The organism is Leptolyngbya sp. 7M (genome assembly GCF_018128485.1).
Genome location: NZ_CP070897.1, coordinates 791,772 through 812,131 on the forward strand (window position 1 = coordinate 791,772; position 20,360 = coordinate 812,131).

16 protein-coding genes are annotated in these 20,360 nt (G+C 49.9%); 8 read left to right on the plus strand and 8 right to left on the minus strand.

What is annotated here, in order from left to right:
* Nucleotides 1-15 precede the first annotated feature (15 nt).
* Nucleotides 16-954, minus strand: a complete 939-nt coding sequence (gene rsmH, locus JVX88_RS03730; protein WP_211625867.1) for a 16S rRNA (cytosine(1402)-N(4))-methyltransferase RsmH — start codon at nt 952-954, stop codon at nt 16-18.
* 398 nt (nt 955-1,352) lie between these two features.
* Here rsmH and JVX88_RS03735 point away from each other — a divergent pair, with 398 nt between their 5' ends.
* The 4 genes from JVX88_RS03735 (at nt 1,353) to JVX88_RS03750 (ending at nt 4,156) form a co-directional block, all read left to right on the plus strand.
* Nucleotides 1,353-2,153: a ZIP family metal transporter gene (locus tag JVX88_RS03735; protein WP_211625869.1), complete on the plus strand. Its 801-nt coding sequence runs from the start codon at nt 1,353-1,355 to the stop codon at nt 2,151-2,153.
* Nucleotides 2,154-2,213: 60 nt separating this feature from the next.
* A complete protein-coding gene (locus JVX88_RS03740) occupies nt 2,214-2,420 on the plus strand; it encodes a hypothetical protein (protein ID WP_211625871.1) in 207 nt (68 codons plus the stop codon).
* A 213-nt stretch (nt 2,421-2,633) separates the two neighbouring features.
* The gene (locus JVX88_RS03745) at nt 2,634-3,269 is read left to right on the plus strand and encodes a phosphatidylserine decarboxylase (RefSeq protein WP_211625872.1); all 636 of its coding nucleotides are present in this window, start codon (nt 2,634-2,636) and stop codon (nt 3,267-3,269) included.
* Between the two features lie 11 nt (nt 3,270-3,280).
* Complete coding sequence (locus JVX88_RS03750; RefSeq protein ID WP_211625874.1) at nt 3,281-4,156, plus strand: CDP-alcohol phosphatidyltransferase family protein; 876 nt, start codon at nt 3,281-3,283, stop codon at nt 4,154-4,156.
* Nucleotides 4,157-4,200: 44 nt separating this feature from the next.
* On the opposite strand, the gene JVX88_RS03755 is transcribed toward JVX88_RS03750, so the two are convergent.
* From JVX88_RS03755 to JVX88_RS03765, 3 genes are read right to left on the minus strand one after another with little or no spacing between them, the layout of a single operon-like run.
* Nucleotides 4,201-4,746: a hypothetical protein gene (locus JVX88_RS03755; RefSeq protein ID WP_211625876.1), complete on the minus strand. Its 546-nt coding sequence runs from the start codon at nt 4,744-4,746 to the stop codon at nt 4,201-4,203.
* A 31-nt stretch (nt 4,747-4,777) separates the two neighbouring features.
* A complete protein-coding gene (locus JVX88_RS03760) occupies nt 4,778-5,374 on the minus strand; it encodes a hypothetical protein (RefSeq protein WP_211625878.1) in 597 nt (198 codons plus the stop codon).
* 4 nt (nt 5,375-5,378) lie between these two features.
* The gene (locus JVX88_RS03765; protein ID WP_211625880.1) at nt 5,379-6,812 is read right to left on the minus strand and encodes a tetratricopeptide repeat protein; all 1,434 of its coding nucleotides are present in this window, start codon (nt 6,810-6,812) and stop codon (nt 5,379-5,381) included.
* A 231-nt stretch (nt 6,813-7,043) separates the two neighbouring features.
* Between JVX88_RS03765 and JVX88_RS03770 the strand changes: the two genes are divergently transcribed.
* The 3 genes from JVX88_RS03770 (at nt 7,044) to JVX88_RS03780 (ending at nt 10,140) form a co-directional block, all read left to right on the plus strand.
* Nucleotides 7,044-8,333: a Glu/Leu/Phe/Val family dehydrogenase gene (locus JVX88_RS03770; protein ID WP_211625882.1), complete on the plus strand. Its 1,290-nt coding sequence runs from the start codon at nt 7,044-7,046 to the stop codon at nt 8,331-8,333.
* 293 nt (nt 8,334-8,626) lie between these two features.
* Complete coding sequence (locus JVX88_RS03775; protein ID WP_211625884.1) at nt 8,627-9,910, plus strand: hypothetical protein; 1,284 nt, start codon at nt 8,627-8,629, stop codon at nt 9,908-9,910.
* A complete protein-coding gene (locus tag JVX88_RS03780) occupies nt 9,907-10,140 on the plus strand; it encodes a hypothetical protein (protein WP_211625886.1) in 234 nt (77 codons plus the stop codon). The genes JVX88_RS03775 and JVX88_RS03780 overlap by 4 nt, the downstream gene beginning before the upstream one ends.
* Here JVX88_RS03780 and JVX88_RS03785 read toward each other — a convergent pair whose 3' ends face one another.
* Nucleotides 10,141-10,995, minus strand: a complete 855-nt coding sequence (locus JVX88_RS03785) for a hypothetical protein (RefSeq protein ID WP_211625888.1) — start codon at nt 10,993-10,995, stop codon at nt 10,141-10,143.
* A gap of 55 nt (nt 10,996-11,050) precedes the next feature.
* A complete protein-coding gene (locus tag JVX88_RS03790; protein ID WP_211625891.1) occupies nt 11,051-11,836 on the minus strand; it encodes a PspA/IM30 family protein in 786 nt (261 codons plus the stop codon).
* Between the two features lie 398 nt (nt 11,837-12,234).
* On the opposite strand from JVX88_RS03790, the gene JVX88_RS03795 reads away from it, so the two are divergent.
* On the plus strand, nt 12,235-18,552 hold the full coding sequence (locus tag JVX88_RS03795) for an alpha-2-macroglobulin family protein (RefSeq protein WP_211625893.1): 6,318 nt from the start codon (nt 12,235-12,237) through the stop codon (nt 18,550-18,552).
* A gap of 163 nt (nt 18,553-18,715) precedes the next feature.
* Here JVX88_RS03795 and JVX88_RS03800 read toward each other — a convergent pair whose 3' ends face one another.
* Together JVX88_RS03800 and JVX88_RS03805 are read right to left on the minus strand one after the other, a co-directional pair.
* Nucleotides 18,716-19,546 carry a hypothetical protein gene (locus JVX88_RS03800; RefSeq protein WP_211625895.1) on the minus strand — a complete coding sequence of 277 codons (831 nt, stop codon included), beginning with the start codon at nt 19,544-19,546 and terminating at the stop codon, nt 18,716-18,718.
* Between the two features lie 3 nt (nt 19,547-19,549).
* Nucleotides 19,550-20,314 carry a TerC family protein gene (locus tag JVX88_RS03805; protein WP_211625897.1) on the minus strand — a complete coding sequence of 255 codons (765 nt, stop codon included), beginning with the start codon at nt 20,312-20,314 and terminating at the stop codon, nt 19,550-19,552.
* Between the last annotated feature and the right edge of the window lie 46 nt (nt 20,315-20,360).

The following is a 20,360-nucleotide window of genomic DNA, read 5'->3' on the forward strand; positions in this document are numbered from 1 at the left end:
TAGACTCCCTCGCAATTAGATCTTTTCGATAGCTCTTAACTTCGCGCTTCGAGCTCGTGGGTTTTTATTTAGTTCACCCTCACCCGGGACGATCGGTTTCTTTGTTATTACCCTGACTTTAGTGACCGCACCACACAAACACTTCGGCATCTTGGGCGGACACAGACATTTTCCCGAGAGCTTTTGAAATGCCCGTTTGACGATCCGATCCTCGAGCGAGTGAAAGCTAATGATCACGAGCCTTCCGCCTCGATTCAGTAATTCAACCGAACTTTCAATGAACTCCGACAATGCTCCCAGCTCGTCATTCACCGCGATCCGAAGTGCCTGAAATGTTCGCGTCGCCGGATGGATGGCGTCTTTTCGTCCAACTCTCACACAGGATTCGACGATCCGTTTAAGTTCGAACGTCGTCTTGATAGGCCTGCCAGCTTCTCTTTCAGCAACTATCCGACGTGCGATCTTGCGACTTGCCCGCTCTTCACCGAATTGGTAAAGGATGTCGGCGATCTCGTCCGCGTTTAGTTCTGCCAGAAGTTCTGCTGCTGTCGGACGTGATGATCCAGGATCCATTCTCATATCAAGCGGCGAATCAAAGCGAAAACTAAATCCGCGCTCGGTGCTGTCGATCTGCATTGAAGAGACCCCAAGATCAGCAACTATCCCATCCACATTATTGAATCCGACTTCATTCACCATTCGAGCAATGTCACTGAAATTTCCCTGCCGTGCGATGATCAGGATCCCTTTAACCTCAAGCCTCTTCTTTGCTGCCTCAAGTGCAACAGGATCTTGATCAATGCCGATGATCGTGGCGGTTGGTACTCTTTCAGAGATCGCTTCGGTGTGTCCTCCGAATCCAAGAGTCGCATCCACGATTACTTTGATCTCACCGGTAACAAGGAGTTCAGCAACTTCATCTCTTAGCACCGTGATGTGTGCGATGTCTGACATCTTCTTAGTTAAGTCAAAGAGCGTTAGGATCAGATTCGGACATACAAAACTCTGCTCTATCAACGAGCACACTTCCGGCCCCGGCCGCAAAAAGGCCCCGTGGCGACCGTAATGGGCGCCGGTGTCATTTCTGACTTTTAACGAATTTTGCTTATGAGGCTGTGCTTAATGTCTTAAGCGACTATTTTGCGGCCTGAACTTCCAAAAGTGACCCAACTTAGCAATTGACCGACCGCAGAATGAATAATACGTCGATTCTCTTTTGGTTGTCAATACAAAAAATTGTGAAATTTTAATCAACTGCTTAAGATTTTACCCTCTTACCCCTCGAACCCCTTTATGTCTTCCTCCACTTTACTTATTACAGATTTTCTGTAGAGTTGTAAGATTGTTTTCAGATGGAAACAGGATTTCATCAGCTCGTGATCTTCGGTTTGCTGGCAGCCGCAGCCAATGTGCTTGGTGGCCTGGTGCTTTTACCTTCGCGGCTCCATGGACAATACCGTGGCTTACTAAAGTATCTGTTAGCGGTAGGTGCGGGCTTTATGATCTCCGTTGCTTTGATCGAACTTATCCCGCGGACGGTGGAGCTATGGAAGACCGAGGGGGAATTCTTCCATTCTAACCTTTACATTCCGATGCTGCTTTTGCTTGGCGGATATCTTTTGACTCAGTTCTTTGAACATACCATTGCCCCACATTTCCATCTCGGCGAAGAAGTCCACCCCGATAATGTTCTAAGCCCGCGTTCGGCTTTTGCCGGTGTCGGCGGATTACTGATGCACACATTCTTCGACGGGGTTTCCATTGCCGCCGCGTCGCAGATAGATTATCGGGTAGGCTTGCTGGTTTTTGTCGCGGTCTTTCTACATAAATTCCCGGAAGGCTTTACTATCGGTTCAATGATGCTTGCGGCCGGCAAAGGTCGGCGGGAGGTTCTGATCGCCACTTCACTTGTGGGAATTACAACCTTATTCGGAGTTCTTCTTTACCATTTCGCGGGGACGAGGCTCGGACTTTCAGTCGCCTACGCACTCCCCGTAGCTTGTGGCATCACACTTTATGTCGCCGCGAGCGACCTAATACCTGAGGTTAACCACCACGGGGGTAAGCGTCCGTTCGTATCACTTTCGGTCTTTGCCGGGGTCGGATTGTTCTTTTTGCTACACATTACCGTCCACGAATTGATCGGTCATTAAATTCCCGGAACCTTTCTTTAATTCCGTCGTAATAGAAATATCGGAGGTGCTTTGAAAGCTATGCGCGATCCATTTATTGCAGGGCTATTAAGTTTATTGATTCCGGGTGTCGGGCAGATCTATAACGGAAGAGTTATTATCGGCATTATCTGGTTGTTGTTAACCGGTGTATCCTGGATCGGCTCTGCTGGACTGCTGGGATGTGTGGTCCACCTAATTTCGGCATGGTGCGCATATAGTTACGCAAAGGATAATCCGGTCAGGTGAAAACCTGGTTTTTTCTTCATACGATCCTCCTCTTTTCCGGTGTGGAAACGCACCGGATTTTTTGCGAAACCAATAAGGCTAACTTTGTATTTCCCGCCAGCCGCAAGTATCTCCTTTGTTGAGGTTGATTATTCAGATAAACTTACTGATACAGCGACAAGGCTTGGAAGTAGGCAATTTGTAGGTTCAATTGTGCCTTGATCGCAAATTCTTATGGCTAAAGAAGGACTTCCATTTGTTTTGGTACCTGCGGTCATCGCGCTTTTACTTGCATATTTCGGCCTTTGGGCGATAGCACTGATACTGGCAGCTGTTGCGGCGTTCATGGCGTACTTTTTCCGAGATCCCGAACGTGTGGTTCCGGACTCCCCGGGTATTGTAGTTTCCGCGGCAGATGGGCGAATAACTCGGATCGAAGCCGATGAACGCGGAACCACGGTAAGCGTTTTCCTTTCCCCTTTGGATGTCCACATAAACCGATCCCCGATCGCGGGCAAGATAACCAAGCAAGAATATATTCCGGGACGCAAGGCTCCTGCAACGAACGATTCGGCGAGTTTGTCGAATGAGCGCAATTCACTTACGATAGCTGGCGGAGAAGGCACGGTCGTCTGCACTCAGATCGCCGGAATTCTGGCCCGTCGGATCGTGTGCTGGTCGAAAGAAGGAGATGAGGTAAAACGCGGTCAGCGATTTGGATTGATAAAATTCAGTTCGCGAACCGACCTTTTGATACCGGCCGGAGCTGATGTGCTTGTAGAGGTTGGCGACAGAGTTCGCGGTGGCGAGACCATCATTGCGCGGTTCAATACAAGAGCAACTGACAATGTCTCCGCTACTAGCCCGTAGAATTGGAATTGATGGATATCAAGGATAACAAACCAGCTCATCGCGGTTTACGAAAAGGACTTTACGTGATCCCGACCGCGTTTACTGCTGCCAATATCGCGATGGGGTTTTTGGCGGTTCTTTATTCGATCCGCGGATTTCAGATCGCTGTAACGGATGCCGCTGCTGCCGCAAGCTACTTCAATTACGCTGCGATAGCCATCGGGCTTGCCATACTATTTGACACGCTTGACGGACGCGTAGCTCGAATGACACGCACGACAACGGAGATCGGTGTTCAATTTGATTCGCTTGCCGATGTGCTTACATTTGGTATTGCCCCCATCGCGTTGATCTACAGTTGGGCTTTCGGAGCCTCATTCAATGAAAAAAGCAGCGAACACGCTTTAGCGGTTTTTCTTTTGTTTATGTACCTGATGTGCGGAGCGTTTCGACTTGCGCGCTTCAATATTCAGGCGACCCGCCCGCGTGTGATCAAAGAAGGTACACCGAAGCTTGACAAGAAGAATTTTGTCGGGCTGCCGATGCCGCCGGCGGCCGGTCTTTTGGCTTCGACGGTACATTTTGCACCGATGCCACTGAGTTCGTATGGTGAAGGTTTTGCCAGATTCTACAGTTACCTTTTGATGATATTGATCGCGGCTCTCGGTCTTCTGATGGTAAGTACGCTCAGGTACACGAGTTTCAAGACTGCGGGAAGCGGGCGTCGAAATCTTTACATAGTGCTTCTGATCGCGGCGATTGGGATGCTTATTTGGCTCTATTCACAATATGTACTGTTGATCCTTTCAGGCCTTTATGTCGCCCACGGCGTGCTGTTTTATATTTTCAGCATCTTTCGGCGTCGGCCCATACCGACAGAAGAGACGGAAATCGCAGCAGATTAAGCTCGGAAAAGAATTTTTTTCAGTAAAGCTGGAGGGTGAAACTACTACTTTCTAGATTCTGATTTTAGTTTAGCAACTGATTCGATTATAGCTTCACATAGTTCGATAGCTGTTTGAAGGTTCCCACGTTCCGACATAGTTTCAGCAGATGTCTCAGCTTTTATAAGGTGAGGAAGATACCGCTCCGCAGCGGCCGCAAGTGCCCGAACCGCTTTGGGGAACAACTTACCCTCAACTTTATTTTGTGCTTGGGTGATCTCATTCCTCCCGGCAATGTCGTCAATATCATCTGCGGCTTTTTGTAAAATGCTGCGAATATCAGAGAACGCCCTAACTCTGTCTGTCGTGGGAAGCTCTCCCCATTTATCCAGTTCCTTTTCCTTAGGTTTCCAGCCACCAGTCTCAATTCCTATGGCGTTAAATCGGCGGTCGATCATCCTTGTAAGTAACGTAATACGTAGATCGATGTCCTGTGCGTCGCGAACTAGCTCGATCTCCTCATCGGTCATATAGTCGCGACGCTGTGAGTGTGCATCCGCAACAAAAATTAGTAGTGCGGCAAGCGATAAAATTAGTGCACGGAAGATCATATTGTGAGTGTCCGAAGCCTGTTAGATGCGGTTATGGCTCATCCTGTTGCTGGCGGCGAGCACCTGGAACAACAGTATCAGAGAACATCGGCTCGACCGCCTTTGCTCGGGCTTCGCGAAGATCTTTTCCTAGATAATAAATATAGCGCTCTCGCTCCGGGGGTACTTCACGTCTCAGCAGTTCCAATTGTGGGGCAAGCCGTCTTAATCCTATCTCAAATCGCTTGAAATTATTTAGGATCGCCTTTCTGTTGCTTGAGGATCTATCAAGAAAAGCGAGTGTGTCATCCATAAGAGCGTGGAAAGCACCAAGATCTTCGAACATTGATTTGAAATCATCAGCGGCATTCTTTTCTGCTGCGGCTTTAAGGCGCGTCTCCATTAATTCTAACGCCAGCGAGGTGCGTTTCTTTACATCGCGAGTAGAATCTAGTTGCTTTCGCTCCGCGTCAGAAATGATTTTCATAGGAGGCGGAGCGTCCGTTGGGTCATATCGGTCCGTCGCTTGAGCGGCAACGGTATGAACCAGCACAAACACTACCGGCACGATAGCGACCAAGCGTTTTGATCGCGATGCATCAAAGAAATAATTCCCCGACAACACTGCTCCCAAAACGCTCCTTTTCATCTTTCTATTTCCCCTTTTTGTCTTTGATCTGCTTCTGTATAGTAGTCATCCGCAGATTCACTTTGTCTATTTCCAATTGATTGACCGCCGGGTCCGCGATCTTCAGAAACTGCTGGTAATTTGCCACGGCATCAAGATACTCGCCAAGTCGGTCATACACGACAGCCAGAAAATAAAATGCTACAGCTTTTTCCGGCTGCTTTTCCGTAAGCCATTTATATTCGTCTTTCGCTTCAGTAAGCCTCCCCGATTCAAAAAGTGCCGTTGCAAGGTTTGCCCGAATAGTTGCGTTCTCCGGAGCAAAACTTTTTAACTTTTTCAGCAGGTCAGACGCTCCTGCATATTCCTTTGCCTGAACTAATGCAGCTCCGTAGCCGATCGCGTGATCGATGTTATCGGGCTCCGCCTCAGATGCACGGCGGCAATATAGCAATGCCTTGGACGGGTTGTCCCTTCGATAAAGCACACAAAGTCGAGAAAGTGCTGCAATGTCAACTGGATCAACCACGAGCCGTTTTTCTAATTCGGCAACGTCAGTCGCAGTGGCTGCATCGATCGCGGATAACAACACCGTGATCTCACTACTTGGATCGGGTACCTCTGAAAGTAGCCGACGGGCCTCTATGGTCTTTCCCTCCGCGATCAAAATCTTTGCCTTGAGCAGTCGCAAATCGTGATCGACTGGCCCAAGAGATTCAATCTTTCTTACATAAGCTGATGCTGAAACAACGTCATTTCGAGAAAGGGCGATAAGGGAAAGCTCTTTAAGTGCCGTAATATTGTTCGGATCAAGCTCTAATGCACGGGTGAAACTGGCTTCGGCTTTTTCGCCAAGAGCAGTTTGCAAAAGACCGCGTGCGATCCAAATGGACACAGGCGGCCTCGCCTTTGAAGCAAAGGTTGAAACGACATCCAAATGACTACGGAGCTTCTCTTTCGGGGCATTGCTACGGATAAGCAGTTCGGCGAAGGCGGCTATCGCGGGGATGTTCTGCTCATCCAGCTCGATCGCTTTCGCTAGAACTGACCGAGCTTCCTCAAATTCACCTTTGTCCAGGAGAAGTGAACCGAGCCCGGCATACGCAAGAGACCAGGAGTCGCGAAACTCTATCGCACGCCTGAACGAACGCTCAGCAAGTGTGCGATCTCCCGACTGCCTGTATGCAACTGCAAGCTGGTACTCGGCCTCGGGAAATTCTTCGATCAGTTCAAGAGCTTCTTTATATAAAGAGATAGCGGACGTTAGATCACCTTTTTCGTGTGCGTCCTGACCGCGATTGAAAATGGCAATCGCACGCTCAGTTTCATCGCCATCCTGGCAATTAACCGGCGTGGCAAAGGCTGCCGCTGCAAACAACACCGCGACTGTGCTTACGATTGCTTCGACCCTTATTCGCCGGATCGAACTAGCGATTGAATGCCGAATTGAGAACTTCATCGAAAGGCTGAATATCGCTGATTTTAGCATCAGAAACGCCCAATTACCAGATTTTTTGTAAAAGAATGGATTTCGACAGCAATCGTTTGCCTTTCGGATTTTCGCTACGTTAAGATTTCAAGTTTATGATTGCCCAACCGGGCCGCGTGTTCTAGCGTTCACACTAAGTTCACGTAAAAAATAAGACATCATAAGTAACCAGCAAGAAAATATTGGAGAAGGAAATTCGTAATGGCAAACCCGATGGCAGATGAGATGCGCCGCTTCAAAGGCAGCGATGAAAAGAATCCCTTTGAGGCAATGAGCGAACGTTTTGACCGTGCTGCACAGTTACTAGGACTCGACCCAGATCTATATGCGGTGATGCGTGTTCCGAGCCGAGAGATAAAGGTTTACATACCAGTAAAAATGGACACCGGTCATATTCAGGTGTTCGAAGGTTTCAGGGTCCAGCATAATTTTGCCCGCGGCCCGGCAAAAGGCGGCATTCGGTATGCACCAGACGTAACGCTGGACGAGGTAAAGGCTCTCTCAGCATGGATGACATGGAAATGCGCGGTTGTTAACGTGCCCTTCGGCGGAGGCAAGGGCGGCATAATCTGCAATCCGGCCCAGATGTCCGAAGGCGAATTAGAGCGTTTGACCCGCCGCTACACAGCCGAGCTGATCGATTTTATCGGTCCTGACAAGGACGTACCGGCTCCGGATATGAACACGAACGAGCAAACGATGGCATGGATAATGGATACATACTCAATGCATGCTCGTCACACAGTTACGGCCGTCGTTACTGGAAAACCTGTTGCACTCGGCGGTTCGCTTGGCCGGCGTGAAGCGACCGGTCGAGGTGTGATGTTTACGGTCAATGAAGCGATCAAGCGCTTTAATCTCAAACCCCAGGATACGAGTGTTGTGGTGCAGGGATCTGGCAACGTTGGCGGCATCGGCGCAGAGCTAATGTACGATCAAGGCTATAAGATCGTGGCCATTTCAGACATTTTCGGAGGCATCCATAATTCGAACGGTCTAAACATTCCTGAGGTTATGCGGTATCTGCGTGATAATAAAACGCTTGAGGGATACCCGGAGGCCGAACCGGTCGGGAACAAAGAGCTCCTCGAACTGGAATGCGATGTTCTTGCCCCCTGTGCTACTGAGAACCAGATCACTTCCGAGAACGCTGACCGCATCAAGTGCAAGATACTCGCCGAAGGAGCTAACGGGCCGACCACGCCAAAAGCCGATAAGATATTGCACGACAAAGGGATATTCGTCATACCGGACATCCTGGCAAATGCTGGCGGCGTAACGGTTTCTTATTTTGAATGGGTCCAGGACAGGATGGGATACTTCTGGCCGGAATCTCAGGTAAACCAACGGCTTGAAGAGAAAATGGTGGCAAGCTTCAACGAACTTGCTCACTATGCGGACAAGCATCAAGTGGATACACGGACTGCGGCGTACATGCTTGCGATCGATCGTGTAGCCTACGATACCCGCATGAGAGGCATTTACGCATAAAACAAAATTGCGTGTAATTCATTAAAAATACTTGCTTTTCGGGTAAAGTTGGGTTATTTTCGATTTCTGGAGAGATCATGCGCTGCTAAGAGACCTTAACGGCTTTTGGTCGATCATCTCTGATCATTACAGTAGAGGCTTGTATCATTTTCGCGGTCTGCTAAGCTTTTCAGGCAGAGCAATTTGGCTTTAACGGCAGCGTGTGTGATATTGTGTAGCTATAACGAAACTGTTGCTCTTTCGTTTTTTGAGGCTACAATTTGAATCTTAATTATTTTTTTCGGCGGAGGATTATGATGAAACTCGCTAATAGAGTGTTAGTTGTTTCACTTGCCCTTTTGACGTTCGCTTTTGCGGCATTTGCGCAACAGATCGATCCGGACAAGAGGTCTGACAAGGACAACAGGAACACGGCACCAACAGTCGGTACCGGAGGCACAATGGGTGGGCCAACCGGGCTTTTCACCGTTTATGACGGCACCACGCTGCGACGAGGGGAATACACTTTCAGCGCTGCCTGGAGCAACTACGATCGCGATCCAGGCGATGTTGACATAAACGAAGTTCCGGTAAGTTTCCAGGTGGGTCTTAACAATCGTTTTGAGCTTTTCTTTAACACAGATGCCTACCGAGGCGTAAAAGTAAATTCGCCAAGGAACTTATCTTCATTTTATTTGCCTAACTCCAGGCTTCAGATCGGTAATGTAAATACAAGTCCGCCGGCAATAGTTTTGGCTCCGCGCGGACCGGGTGTCGGCCCCTTGTCTGGACAGGCGATCTTCCGACCGGCAGGAGCTCCGTTCGTGCAGTTCCCGTATATCGGCGGTAACGCCGGAACATACGGCTTGCTTCCGCCGTTCTTCTCCGGACCGCTGTTCGGCTTCCCGGCTAACACTAACGCATTGCTAGGGCCGCCCCTTGGCTCTGGCGGTGCTAGTGCAGACTCATTCCCCGGGATCGGCTCTGTTTATGGCAGCATTCTTCCCGGCGTTGTTTTGACAACGGTTCCGCTGCTCAATCAGGCAGGCAATCCGGCCGGAACGGCCCCTGGAGTATTTACATTAGCTCCGTCCTATCTCGCCGACGCTCCGTTCATTAACAGAACCTATGGCGAATCAGCCTTCAGCACGTACACCGCAGGCTTCAAATGGCGTTGGACAAGCAATCAGAATCCGGTCGGTGCGGGTCTTGTCGGTTACTATCGCTGGTATCAGGATACTGGAGACAGCTTCCGCGGATTTAACCAGATGCAGCGCGGAGCAAGCCCCGGAGGCAATCGCGGTGATTTCGGTCTGACATTCTTTGCCGATGCTCGCATCAAACCCTGGATGAATCTTTCGGCTAACGTAGGCTATCACTACAACGCAAGCTCCAAGATGGACGTTCCTGGCGGCACTTTCACGATGCTTGATCGCGGCGACGAAGCAATGTTCGCTCTCGGTGCTGATTTCCCGGTGAACAAGTGGTTCCAGCCGATAGTCGAATTCCGTGCTCTTCGCTACGTTGGCGAAATTCCCGTACTAGAGAATATATCGAGAAAGGTGAAAAGGATGGGCGTTCGATCACAGATGCGATGAACGATGGAACGCTTGACGGAATGCAGACCTTTGACAAAGTGTTAGAACGATATATCCGAGAAGGTCTCATTACGCGCGAAACCGGCATGGCATACGCTTCAAATGCGACAAATCTTGCACTTGCTATCAGCGATCTTGACGATACATCAACACGTCCAATGCAGCAAGTAGATGTTGTTGCTCCGATGGCCACACAGAATGAGGTTATGATCGAAGGATTCGAGCGGTGATCAGGAACGGTTGCCTTCCGGAAGCAGCTCGTAATTACCCATTTCGCGGTTATAACTGTCCAAAAGACCAACATCGTCTGCGGTGGCATCAAGCATCTGCTTTGTCATCGCGATCGAATCGGAAAGCTGTTCAAAGTCAAGAAGTGAGAATTTCTCGGGCGTTGACATCGTAACGATCTCATCGTTTAGGTAGCTGAAGAAGTTCTCGATCGACTGCAACTGACCCTCAACGAGCTTTACGCTCCGCTCGATCTCGTCAAAGGATGCAATGCGGCGTTTGAGTATCTCAACATTAGTCTGTTGGATCCGCTTCGTCTTTTCGTCAGTGGCGCTCTCCGCGGCGCGATATGCCTGCGAAAGCTGGTTGTGTACGGCCTGCCGGTTGATCGATTTTAAATGCTGCTTTCTGCGACGATAGACATCCAGCAGATCGACAAAATCCTCCCAGCGCTGATCCAGCGTCCGCAGATTGGTTGGCAATTGAGCGGCTCCAGTGAATTTCTTGTAATTATCCTGTATCTTTTCTTTGAGCCAGCGAAGGTATTCGACAGCTTCCCGTTCGCGCGGGGTAAAGGTCTTGATCAGTTTTTCGCGAGCCGACTTGTTTGCCAGCATTATTCGCTCTTTTTCACGGGCCTGAACAAGTCTTCTATACTGCGGCAGGTTTGGGACTATCAGTATATACGCCATCTCAGCGATCAATGCGATCAACAGAGGGATCACGCTTCCCGTATAGGCCGCGGCCACAGCAAAACCCGCAAGGCCCCAGAAATTCATCGGTTCCTTGATCGCCTCTTTGGCGTAGCTAGTATTAAATTTATCCAGGTTTTGCTGGTACTTAGCCAGATCTGCCATAAACAAATAGATGCTCTAAGTCGAACCCGCGTTCGAAAATATGAAGCAGATCGCTTTACTGATTCGCTTCCTTGACCTCAGCCTCAATGACTTGGTCCAATAACTCCTCTTCACCCTTCTTCTCGCTTCCGGAGCCGATCTGCTTGTTTGATTCGTTACCTGAGCCTGCTCCTAACAGGCCCATCTGTGCCTTATATTCGAGAAGTTTATCCTGAAGCTGGATGTCCATGGCCTCACGTTCAATGTCAGCCATCTGATTATCTACCGAAGCCGCACCAAGTTGAAGTTTTGCTTCAGCAGCAGCAACCCGGCGATCGATCTTCTCGCGCATTTCATTGAAGGTAGAAGCATCGTCGCCAATATTGAATGCTTCCATGGTCTGCGCAAGCTGTTCCTGCAATTTTGCCTGTTTTGCGGCGGAAATAAGCTGCATCGCTTCGGCAGTTCGCTTTTTCATATTAAGCACGTAATTATCACGTGCCTTCAGAGCCTGCTTCGATGCAAGTTCCGCGTGCTCAAGCTGTGCGGCTGTGCGTTCACGGTCGAGCTGTGCTTGCTGCAATTGTCCGATGTATGCTGTCGCGATGTCGTCGCGGCCCATTTTTACGGCAGCCTTGATCTTGGAGTCCAGCTCGACGACCTGACGTTCAAGATTCTCATGATTCTTCTTCAGCAATCGCTCTGTGGCCATTACTTGTGCTACGGAATTGTTGAGTTCCGGCACGCGATCGCGCATATCACGAATTGTCTGCTGTAATACAAGTTCAGGGTTTTCGATCTTATCGAGTGCCGCGCCGGTACTCGCCCGAAATACCCTCGTTATCCTTGCCCACAATCCCATTTTTATCTACGCTCCTAAACTCTTGTGTTAAAACGGCATCTCGCCATTCTCTCTACGACAGGCAATGGCCGCAAGTTGCAAGTTCCGCCGTCAAGTATATCAATAAATGTCCGAATTTACATTGGAAAGCGCAATTGTTTGTTCGATCCCTCGACAGTCGGAACGAACTTGGCGGATCTTGGATGATATAGGTGCCTTAGTGAACTGAAAAAAAAGTGCTTACAGGGTTAGGGGGGCTACCATTGCAAGAACTATTGGACATGCCCGTTCAAAAGATGGCACGTGGATAGAATGGCAAGTGCTTGGAAATGCTTTATCATTCACTTCGGACATTAGCGAGCCGGTATTTGCAATGTTGCCTATATTCCACAGATCTCTTTGTGAGGAACAAATTCAGAATGCGAGTTTTAATTTCAGGCATTATTACAACCTCGATCATATGGTCGATGGTCGTGCCGTTCACGATCAATGTGAACGCGCAGATCATCGCCAAAACGTTGGAGAAAAGAATGCAGTATCTTCCTTCAGGTCTAAAGTTCACACTCAGCGAGGGCGACCCCAATGCGGGTACGCGCGTAGTCCAGCCTCCTGCTTCAACTGATCCGCTTTCCGACGGTGAAGCCGGTAAACTACTGGGACGGCTTCCGGCGATCAAAACCGATCCGGATGACCGGGCAGAATTCGCAAAGCGTATCGGAACGCTTCCTGCCCCCAAAACAGGAGAAAAAATACCGGTCAAATTCCCGGCGGATGAACAAAGGCAATTGCCGGACACGGGTGGTACCAAAACGTCTTTAGAGGTTGTCAGATACTCGCCTGAAGGGCGTGTTGACCTGGCTCCGGACTTAAATATTACGTTCTCCCATCCGATGGTGGCTGTAACCTCGCAGGAAGAAGCCGCGAAAACGGTTCCGGTTGAACTCAGTCCACAAGTTGATGGACGTTGGCGATGGCTTGGCACTCGGACATTGATGTTCGATACGGACAAACGCTTTCCTATGGCGACGGAATTTGTTGCTAGAGTGCCTGCCGGAACGCGTTCGGTCACAGGTTCGGCACTTCAGCGTGATTTTGTATGGAGATTTTCTACACCGCCGCCAAAAGCCATTCAGATGTTCCCGAGCAGCGGACAAACCACGCGACGCGACACCTTGATATTTGTTGCGTTCGATCAGGCGATCGATCCCAATTCGGTCATCTCCTCGATCACTGTCCGGTCAGGAAATGCGAAGATACCTGTCCGCCTAGCGACTCAAGATGAGATAGATCGTGACGGAAGCATTTCGTATTACTCGAAACAGGCTCAGCCGGGACGTTGGATGGCTTTTCGAGCTATCACAAAAGACGGACAAACTGACGACGCATTGCCTGGTGCGTCGCAGATAACAGTTACGATCGAAAAAGGAACAGCCTCTGCCGAGGGACCTTTGAAGACCACGGAAGCCCAAACATTCAGCTTTCAAACGTATGGGCAAATGCGGTTTATAGATGCAAAGTGCGGTTGGCGCACTGATAAAGAATGCTCACCGTTCGATCAGGTAATGATCCAGTTCTCTAATTCAATTGATAGCTCCGCGTTCAAAAAGGAGATGTTAAAGATAGAGCCAGCAATAGACGGGGCAAACATATATCCTTCAGGAAATTACATTTACATTCAGGGAGTAAAAAAAGGAAGGACGACATACAAGATCACGATCGATGGTTCCTTACCAGACGTTTTTGGGCAGACGCTTGGCCGCCCGGTGAACGCAACAATAAGGACTGGTTCGGCCGATTCCCAGATGTATTCGCAAGGCGGATCTATGACCGTAATGGATCCAACTGCAAAGCCTGCATTTTCCATTTACTCGACAAACCATTCCAACGCAAAAGTACGGATGTACCGCGTACGGCCGCAGGACTGGAATGCCTATCAGAAATTTGTTCGTTATCTGAATTATGAAGACGGCAGCCGTCCTGCAATGCCGGGAACGCTGATATCCGATTCGGTTATCCCGATCAAGAATATCGCAGACGAATTAGTAGAAACGCGCATAGATCTGGCTGCTGCATTGAATGGCGGCTATGGAAATGTCGTGCTCGACATTGAGCCTGTGGTACGCCGGGATAAGTACGACCGGACACGCATCGTAACTTGGGTTCAATCAACCGACATCGGTCTTGATGCGTTTGTGGACAACGAGGAACTTGTCGGATTTGCGACGGAACTTGCGACTGGAAAGCCGCTTTCCGGCGTCGAGTTGTCTATCTACCCCAACGACGGCGTTGCTGCTGAACGTTCATCTAACACCGGCGAAACAGGTACCAGCTTCTTTGGGGCCGTTTGGAATTGGATTTCCGGCTGGGGAAGCGCGGACGCGCATACCTATTCTGTTGGCTCCGATGGATCTCGAGTTGAGATGGAGAGTGTCGAACCCGCGCAGTCAAAACAAACCGGAGCAAATGGTGTCCTTCGGCTGAAGTTATCGGAGAAGGCCTCCGATAAAGGCCAAAACATTCTGATAGCTCGTCGCGGACGGGACATCGCTTTCTTGCCAGAGGATTCAGATTATTTTTGGAGGGACTACGGTACATGGCACAAAAAGGCCCAATCAGATAGCTTGCGTTGGTTCGTGTTTGATGATCGAAAAATGTACAAGCCCAAAGAAGAGGTATCAATAAAGGGCTACATCCGAAGACAGACCGCAGGCAAACTAGGCGATATAGAACCTCTCGGTGATGCTGCAGCAGGTATTACGTGGACTGCTCGTGACCCACGCAATAATGAGATAGCGAAAGGAACGGCAGACCTTAATGCCTTTGGAGCTTTCGACTTCAAATTCAAGCTGCCGGATAACGTCAATCTAGGCTATGCAAACGTGTTTATATCGACCAAGACCTCGCTCTTAGGTGAGAACTTTACACATCAGTTCCAGATACAGGAATTTCGACGGCCCGAATTCGAGGTTTCGGCTCGCGTAGAGAGCGAATCTCCGCATTTTGTGGGAGGCAAAGCAGATCTTTCGGTAGAGGCAAAATATTATTCCGGTGGCGGGCTTGCAAATGCCGAAACAAATTGGACGGTTACCGCGACACCGACAACTTATACACCACCAAATCGAAGCGAGTTTATTTTTGGAACATGGGTTCCTTGGTGGCGCGGCTGGAATTATTACGGCGGGCCCTCTGCACCGAGTACGACGCAATACTTCAAAGGCGTTACAGATGATAGTGGCAAGCATCTGCTGAAGATAGATTTCGAATCGGTTCGTCCGCCAAGACCCTATTCCGTCTCTGCCTCTGCATCCGTTCAAGATGTGAACCGCCAGACCTTTGCCGGAAGGACAAGCCTTTTGGTACATCCGGCCGATCTGTATGTCGGTATTAGAACGCCTCGGACGTTCGTGCAAAAGGGCGCGACATTTGATGTTGAAACTATCGTAACTGACATCGATGGCAAGCTCGTCGCCGGACGGGAAGTTGAGATCAAAGCGGTCCTTAAAGATTGGAGATTTGATGAAGGTTCGTGGAAAGAGGTTACGGTCGATGAACAGATGTGTACCGTAAGGTCAAATGACGCAGAGCCCTCTACAAAGAAGGTCGCGAAATGCCTTTTTAATGCAAAGGCCGGTGGACGTTATATCGTTACTGCAACCGTGATGGATGACCGCGAGAGGTTTAATGAAAGCGAATTTACCGTATGGGTGCCTGGCGGGAAGACCGCACCAAACCGAAATGTAGAGCAAGAACAGGTACAGATCATACCCAGCAAGGAGAATTACGAGCCGGGTGAGGTAGCAGAGCTTCTTGTTATTGCACCATTCACTCCGGCGGAAGGGATCTTGACGCTTCGCAGGGACGGTATTGTAAAGACGGAGCGCTTTTCGATGAAGGATTCGTCAATTACCCTGAAGATTCCGATCGATGAGAAATATTTGCCGAACATACATGCTCAGGTTGATCTTGTCGGGCGATCGGAGCGGTTGCCTGAAGTAGGAACTGACGGCAAAACGAAAACTGGACCGAACGCGGACAAGCCCCTGATGCGTCCTGCCTTCGCCACCGGATCGATGAATCTTCCTGTTTCTACCGCGTCGCGAAAACTTTCGGTAACGGCAGAGCCTCAGGATGCAACGCTTGCTCCGGGCGGCACTACCAAGGTCTCGGTCAATGTTGCTGATCATCGGGGAGAACCAGTAGCCAACAGCGAAGTGGCAATAGTTGTCGTGGATGAAAGTGTGCTTGCTTTGTCCAACTACAGCATCTCTGATCCCGCAGCGGTGTTCTATTCCGGTCGGGGTTCTGGGGTGACCGATTATCATTTGCGGAAGGATGTGCTTCTCGCAAACCCGGAAGACGTAAAGCCGCCTCCGCCAGTTGGGGATGTTGCATATGCTTCAGGCGCAGGAGAGGGCCGCGCTCTTCCTACAGCCGCGCCAGCAAAAATGATTCGATCTGAAATGGCACGCGAGGCAATGATGGACGCGGCCTCATCAGAAGATGCTCGAACTGGTGATACGCCGATAGAACTTAGGCAGAATTTTGACGCTCTTGCGTTTTGGTCACCTTCTGTGCGAACAGACGCAAGCGGAAGAGCGATAGTTGACCTGAAGTTACCCGACAATTTAACTAGATACAGGATAACTGCTGTTTCGGTCGATCAGGGTAAACGGTTCGGCAAGACCGAATCAAACATCACAGCCAAAAAGCCGCTCATGGTTCGCCCCTCGGCTCCACGGTTCATGAACTTTGGTGACAAGATCGAACTTCCCGTAGTTGTTCAGAATCAGACCGACCAGGATATGGCCGTAGATATCGGCATACGAGCCTCCAATGCCGTATTGTCCGGCAGCAGCGGCAAGCGTGTTTTGGTCAAGGCGAATAGCCGTGAAGAGGTCCGCTTCCCGGTATCGACGGAAAAAGCCGGAACGGCGAGATTCCAATTCGCTGTAAGTTCCGGAAAGCATTCGGACGCTGCGGAAATATCATTGCCCGTGTGGACTCCCACAACGACCGAGGCATTCGCGACTTATGGTTCCACCGATGCAAATGGAGCTATCTTTCAGCCCGTTCAAACTCCGGGTGAGGTCTGGAAAGACTTCGGCGGTTTAGAAGTGACAACCAGCTCGACCCAGCTCCAAGAGCTGACCGATGCATACATCTATCTTGCTCGATATCCGTATGCATGTTCCGAGCAGATCTCTTCGCGAATGATCTCTACAGCCGCATTGCGCGATGTTCTCATGGCATTCAAGGCCAAAGATATGCCAACGCCGCAAGAAATTGAGTCTCAATTCGCACGTGATATTCAGGTTCTGCAGTCACGTCAGCGTAACGACGGAAGTTTCGGACTTTGGAAACGTGACCGCGAGCGCTATGAATATCCGTTCCTGACGATCCATGTGGCTCACGCACTCGGACTTGCGAAAGCTAAAGGTTACAAGGTGCCGGATGAGATGCTTAACCGGACAAGGCCATATCTTAAGGACATAGAAAGCAAACTGCGCGATCAGTGGTATATGAGCTCTCCGCAGGTTCGTTGGACCATCTCCGCTTACGCTCTTTATGTCCGGAATCTTGTCGGCGATCGGGACGCCGGAAAGGCCAAAAAGCTGCTTGCCGAAGCAACGATCGAGAAGATAAATTTCGAAGCTCTCGGCTGGGTGCTTTCGGTTCTTGCGGACGACACGGGGTCCGTCGAGGAAGTCAAGCAGATCGTCCGTTTCCTTATGAATCGAACTGCCGAGACGGCGGCACATGCTAATTTTGTTACGAACTATGCCGACGGCGGTTGGTTGATAATGCATTCGAATCGACGTGCTGATGGCGTTCTCTTAGAAGCATTGATCAAGACGATCGGCAAGGGAAGTATGTCTGCGGCATCTGAAGACCTCGTGCCGAAGCTTGTTCGTGGGCTTCTTGCACATAGAAAGAAGGGGCATTGGGGTTCGACTCAGGAAAACGTGTTCATACTTCTCGCTCTGGACAAGTATTTCAACACATTTGAAAAGGTAACACCGGATTTTGTTGCAAAGGTCTGGCTAGGTGGGACGTATGCCGGAGAGCAGTTATTCAAGGGCAGGTCTGTTGATTCAAATGAGCTGACAATACCTATGTCATACCTGGTCGAACAGGGCGGGACATCGAATCTGATCATCGATAAACAAGGACCAGGTCGGCTCTATTATCGGATAGGTATGAAATATGCGCCTAAGGATCTAAAGCTTCAGCCGGCTGATTACGGTTTTACGGTGCTTAGGAAATATGAGGCCGTGGACAATGCTGATGATGTAAAACAGAATTCAGACGGGAGCTGGACGATAAAGTCCGGGGCACGAGTCCGTGTAAGGTTAACAATGATCGCACAGGCACGACGCTATCACGTTGCACTTGTCGACAACCTGCCTGCAGGGCTTGAGATACTTAATCCTGCTCTTGCAGTAACAGAAGCGGTCCCGCCTGACGCCGGCGGCACTACCGGTGTAGTTGAGGTCGGGGCTCCTTCGATCGGAAGGAACTATATCTGGTGGCGGCAATATTGGTTCGAACATCAAAATTTCCGCGACGAGCGAGCCGAAGCGTTTGCTTCTCTTCTCTGGGAAGGCGTTTACAACTATATATATGTTGCGCGTGCGACCACGCCCGGGCAATTCGTTGTCCCGCCCGCTAAGGCTGAGGAGATGTATCATCCGGAAACCTTTGGCCGAACCGGAACAGACATTGTTAGGATTGAATAGCTCTTTTAAGAATTTTCAATGACCACATCTTGCTATGCCATGTTCTAGGTAGTTGAAGTAAGTGTTGTGGGATTTGCAGGGAGACTATTCAAGTTGGGCCCAGACCGTAATGCTCTCGCGGTCTGGGCCGTTGTATTATCGATTCTCGAGCTTTCTATTAAGGCTACTGGATCCGGATATTGACCGTTATCGTAAGCGGTTTATCAGTGTTGTTCTGTACTTGGATAGTGTGATCCCCGTTCTTTGTTAGCCTGGCCAGAAAGTTGTTTATACCGTGCGTTACACTGGCATCATCTAGGAGCATCAATGAGGCGTCGTCTGAACTTACTGAAACAACAAGTTCCTGTCCGGCTCGCGCGCCAACTACGAAGCGTTTGCCTTCATCGCCCGGGATAGTTACAGTGAAGGTCTTTCCGGAGGTTCCGCGGGCGAATGTTACGCGTTCTACCGGATAGATCTCGCGGCGTGATGGAATGCCGATCCTGATCAAATTCTTTCCCGAAAGCCTATATTTGGAAGTGACTATATATTCAGGACAGCAGGCTCCACCCCACTCTCCGGTATCGTTACTCTCGATCACAAGTTGGCGGTTTACGACCTTAGCCGACCTCAGTCCCCCGTTCGCTCTATCGCCGCCAGGAAATCGAGCGATCAGTTCAGGCTTGCCATTTCGCACACCAAAAACATAGCCTTCGGTGAAATTTCCTGTTCCGCCCGTATTGCAGACGGCAATGATTACGGCTTCTTCCACACCATCGCCCGTCAGATCACCGTATTCTGGGGCATAAACCTTGAAATAAAAGCGGTCCACATAACCGTCCTCTTCTTTCTCATAAGAATATTCGCCGTCCTCGACCGTAACGTTCTCTGATTCGTCGCTTGCGCACGTAGCCGGATAGGTGAAGTTCTTAAAATCCACACGGCGAATGGCCGATTGTGACGTCACGGTCATTGCCGCTAAGAGAATGATCGAGAATGTTATTAGTGAGCGCATAGGTTAAGCCTCCGACGGCGTTCCGCCGCCCCCGTGGTATGCATCGTGCAGCTCCACCGGATTTTGCGACTTTCTCCTGAGCCGCATATTCAGGAATTCAACGAACACTGAGAATGCCATTGCGAAGTAGATATAGCCCTTCGGTATGTGCATATGAAGTCCTTCAACGACCAAAGTAAAGCCGATAAGTAAGAGGAAAGCGAGCGCAAGCATCTTTATGGTCGGATGACGTTGGACAAAAGCTCCGATAGAACCGGCGAATAGCATCATCGCAATGATTGAAACAACAACCGCGGCTACCATTACCGGAACCTTATCGACCATTCCGATCGCAGTTATCACCGAATCGAGCGAGAAGACTATGTCAAGCAAACCGATCTGGACGATGACCGCGCCGAAGGAAGCATAAACCTTTCGGATAGCATGACCTTCGGCCCCTTCGAGAGAGCCATGGATCTCATGCGTGGACTTTGCGATAAGAAAGAGTCCGCCGATGATCAGGATCAGATCTCTGCCCGAGACCTCCTGTCCAAAAACTCCAAAGAGCGGCGTCGTCAACCCCATTACCCATGACAGCGAAAAGAGCAGTACTACACGCATTATCAGAGCCAGCGAGAGTCCGATGAACCTGGCGCGTGGCTGCTGATCCGGTGGAAGCTTTCCCGCCAGGATCGAAATGAAGATTATGTTATCAATACCGAGCACAAGCTCGAGGAGTGTGAGTGTCGCAAAGGCGATCCAAACGTTAGGATCGGCAAGCAGTTCCATCTTGTTCAGTCTCCATTAGTACAAAGAGAAATTCGGACTTTTTGAG

Coding starts and splice junctions, on each gene's coding strand:
- rsmH (WP_211625867.1), bottom strand. CDS start 954: ATGTCAGACATCGCACACATCACGGTGCTAAGAGATGAAGTTGCTGAA.
- JVX88_RS03735 (WP_211625869.1), top strand. CDS start 1,353: ATGGAAACAGGATTTCATCAGCTCGTGATCTTCGGTTTGCTGGCAGCC.
- JVX88_RS03740 (WP_211625871.1), top strand. CDS start 2,214: ATGCGCGATCCATTTATTGCAGGGCTATTAAGTTTATTGATTCCGGGT.
- JVX88_RS03745 (WP_211625872.1), top strand. CDS start 2,634: ATGGCTAAAGAAGGACTTCCATTTGTTTTGGTACCTGCGGTCATCGCG.
- JVX88_RS03750 (WP_211625874.1), top strand. CDS start 3,281: ATGGATATCAAGGATAACAAACCAGCTCATCGCGGTTTACGAAAAGGA.
- JVX88_RS03755 (WP_211625876.1), bottom strand. CDS start 4,746: ATGATCTTCCGTGCACTAATTTTATCGCTTGCCGCACTACTAATTTTT.
- JVX88_RS03760 (WP_211625878.1), bottom strand. CDS start 5,374: ATGAAAAGGAGCGTTTTGGGAGCAGTGTTGTCGGGGAATTATTTCTTT.
- JVX88_RS03765 (WP_211625880.1), bottom strand. CDS start 6,812: ATGAAGTTCTCAATTCGGCATTCAATCGCTAGTTCGATCCGGCGAATA.
- JVX88_RS03770 (WP_211625882.1), top strand. CDS start 7,044: ATGGCAAACCCGATGGCAGATGAGATGCGCCGCTTCAAAGGCAGCGAT.
- JVX88_RS03775 (WP_211625884.1), top strand. CDS start 8,627: ATGATGAAACTCGCTAATAGAGTGTTAGTTGTTTCACTTGCCCTTTTG.
- JVX88_RS03780 (WP_211625886.1), top strand. CDS start 9,907: ATGAACGATGGAACGCTTGACGGAATGCAGACCTTTGACAAAGTGTTA.
- JVX88_RS03785 (WP_211625888.1), bottom strand. CDS start 10,995: ATGGCAGATCTGGCTAAGTACCAGCAAAACCTGGATAAATTTAATACT.
- JVX88_RS03790 (WP_211625891.1), bottom strand. CDS start 11,836: ATGGGATTGTGGGCAAGGATAACGAGGGTATTTCGGGCGAGTACCGGC.
- JVX88_RS03795 (WP_211625893.1), top strand. CDS start 12,235: ATGCGAGTTTTAATTTCAGGCATTATTACAACCTCGATCATATGGTCG.
- JVX88_RS03800 (WP_211625895.1), bottom strand. CDS start 19,546: ATGCGCTCACTAATAACATTCTCGATCATTCTCTTAGCGGCAATGACC.
- JVX88_RS03805 (WP_211625897.1), bottom strand. CDS start 20,314: ATGGAACTGCTTGCCGATCCTAACGTTTGGATCGCCTTTGCGACACTC.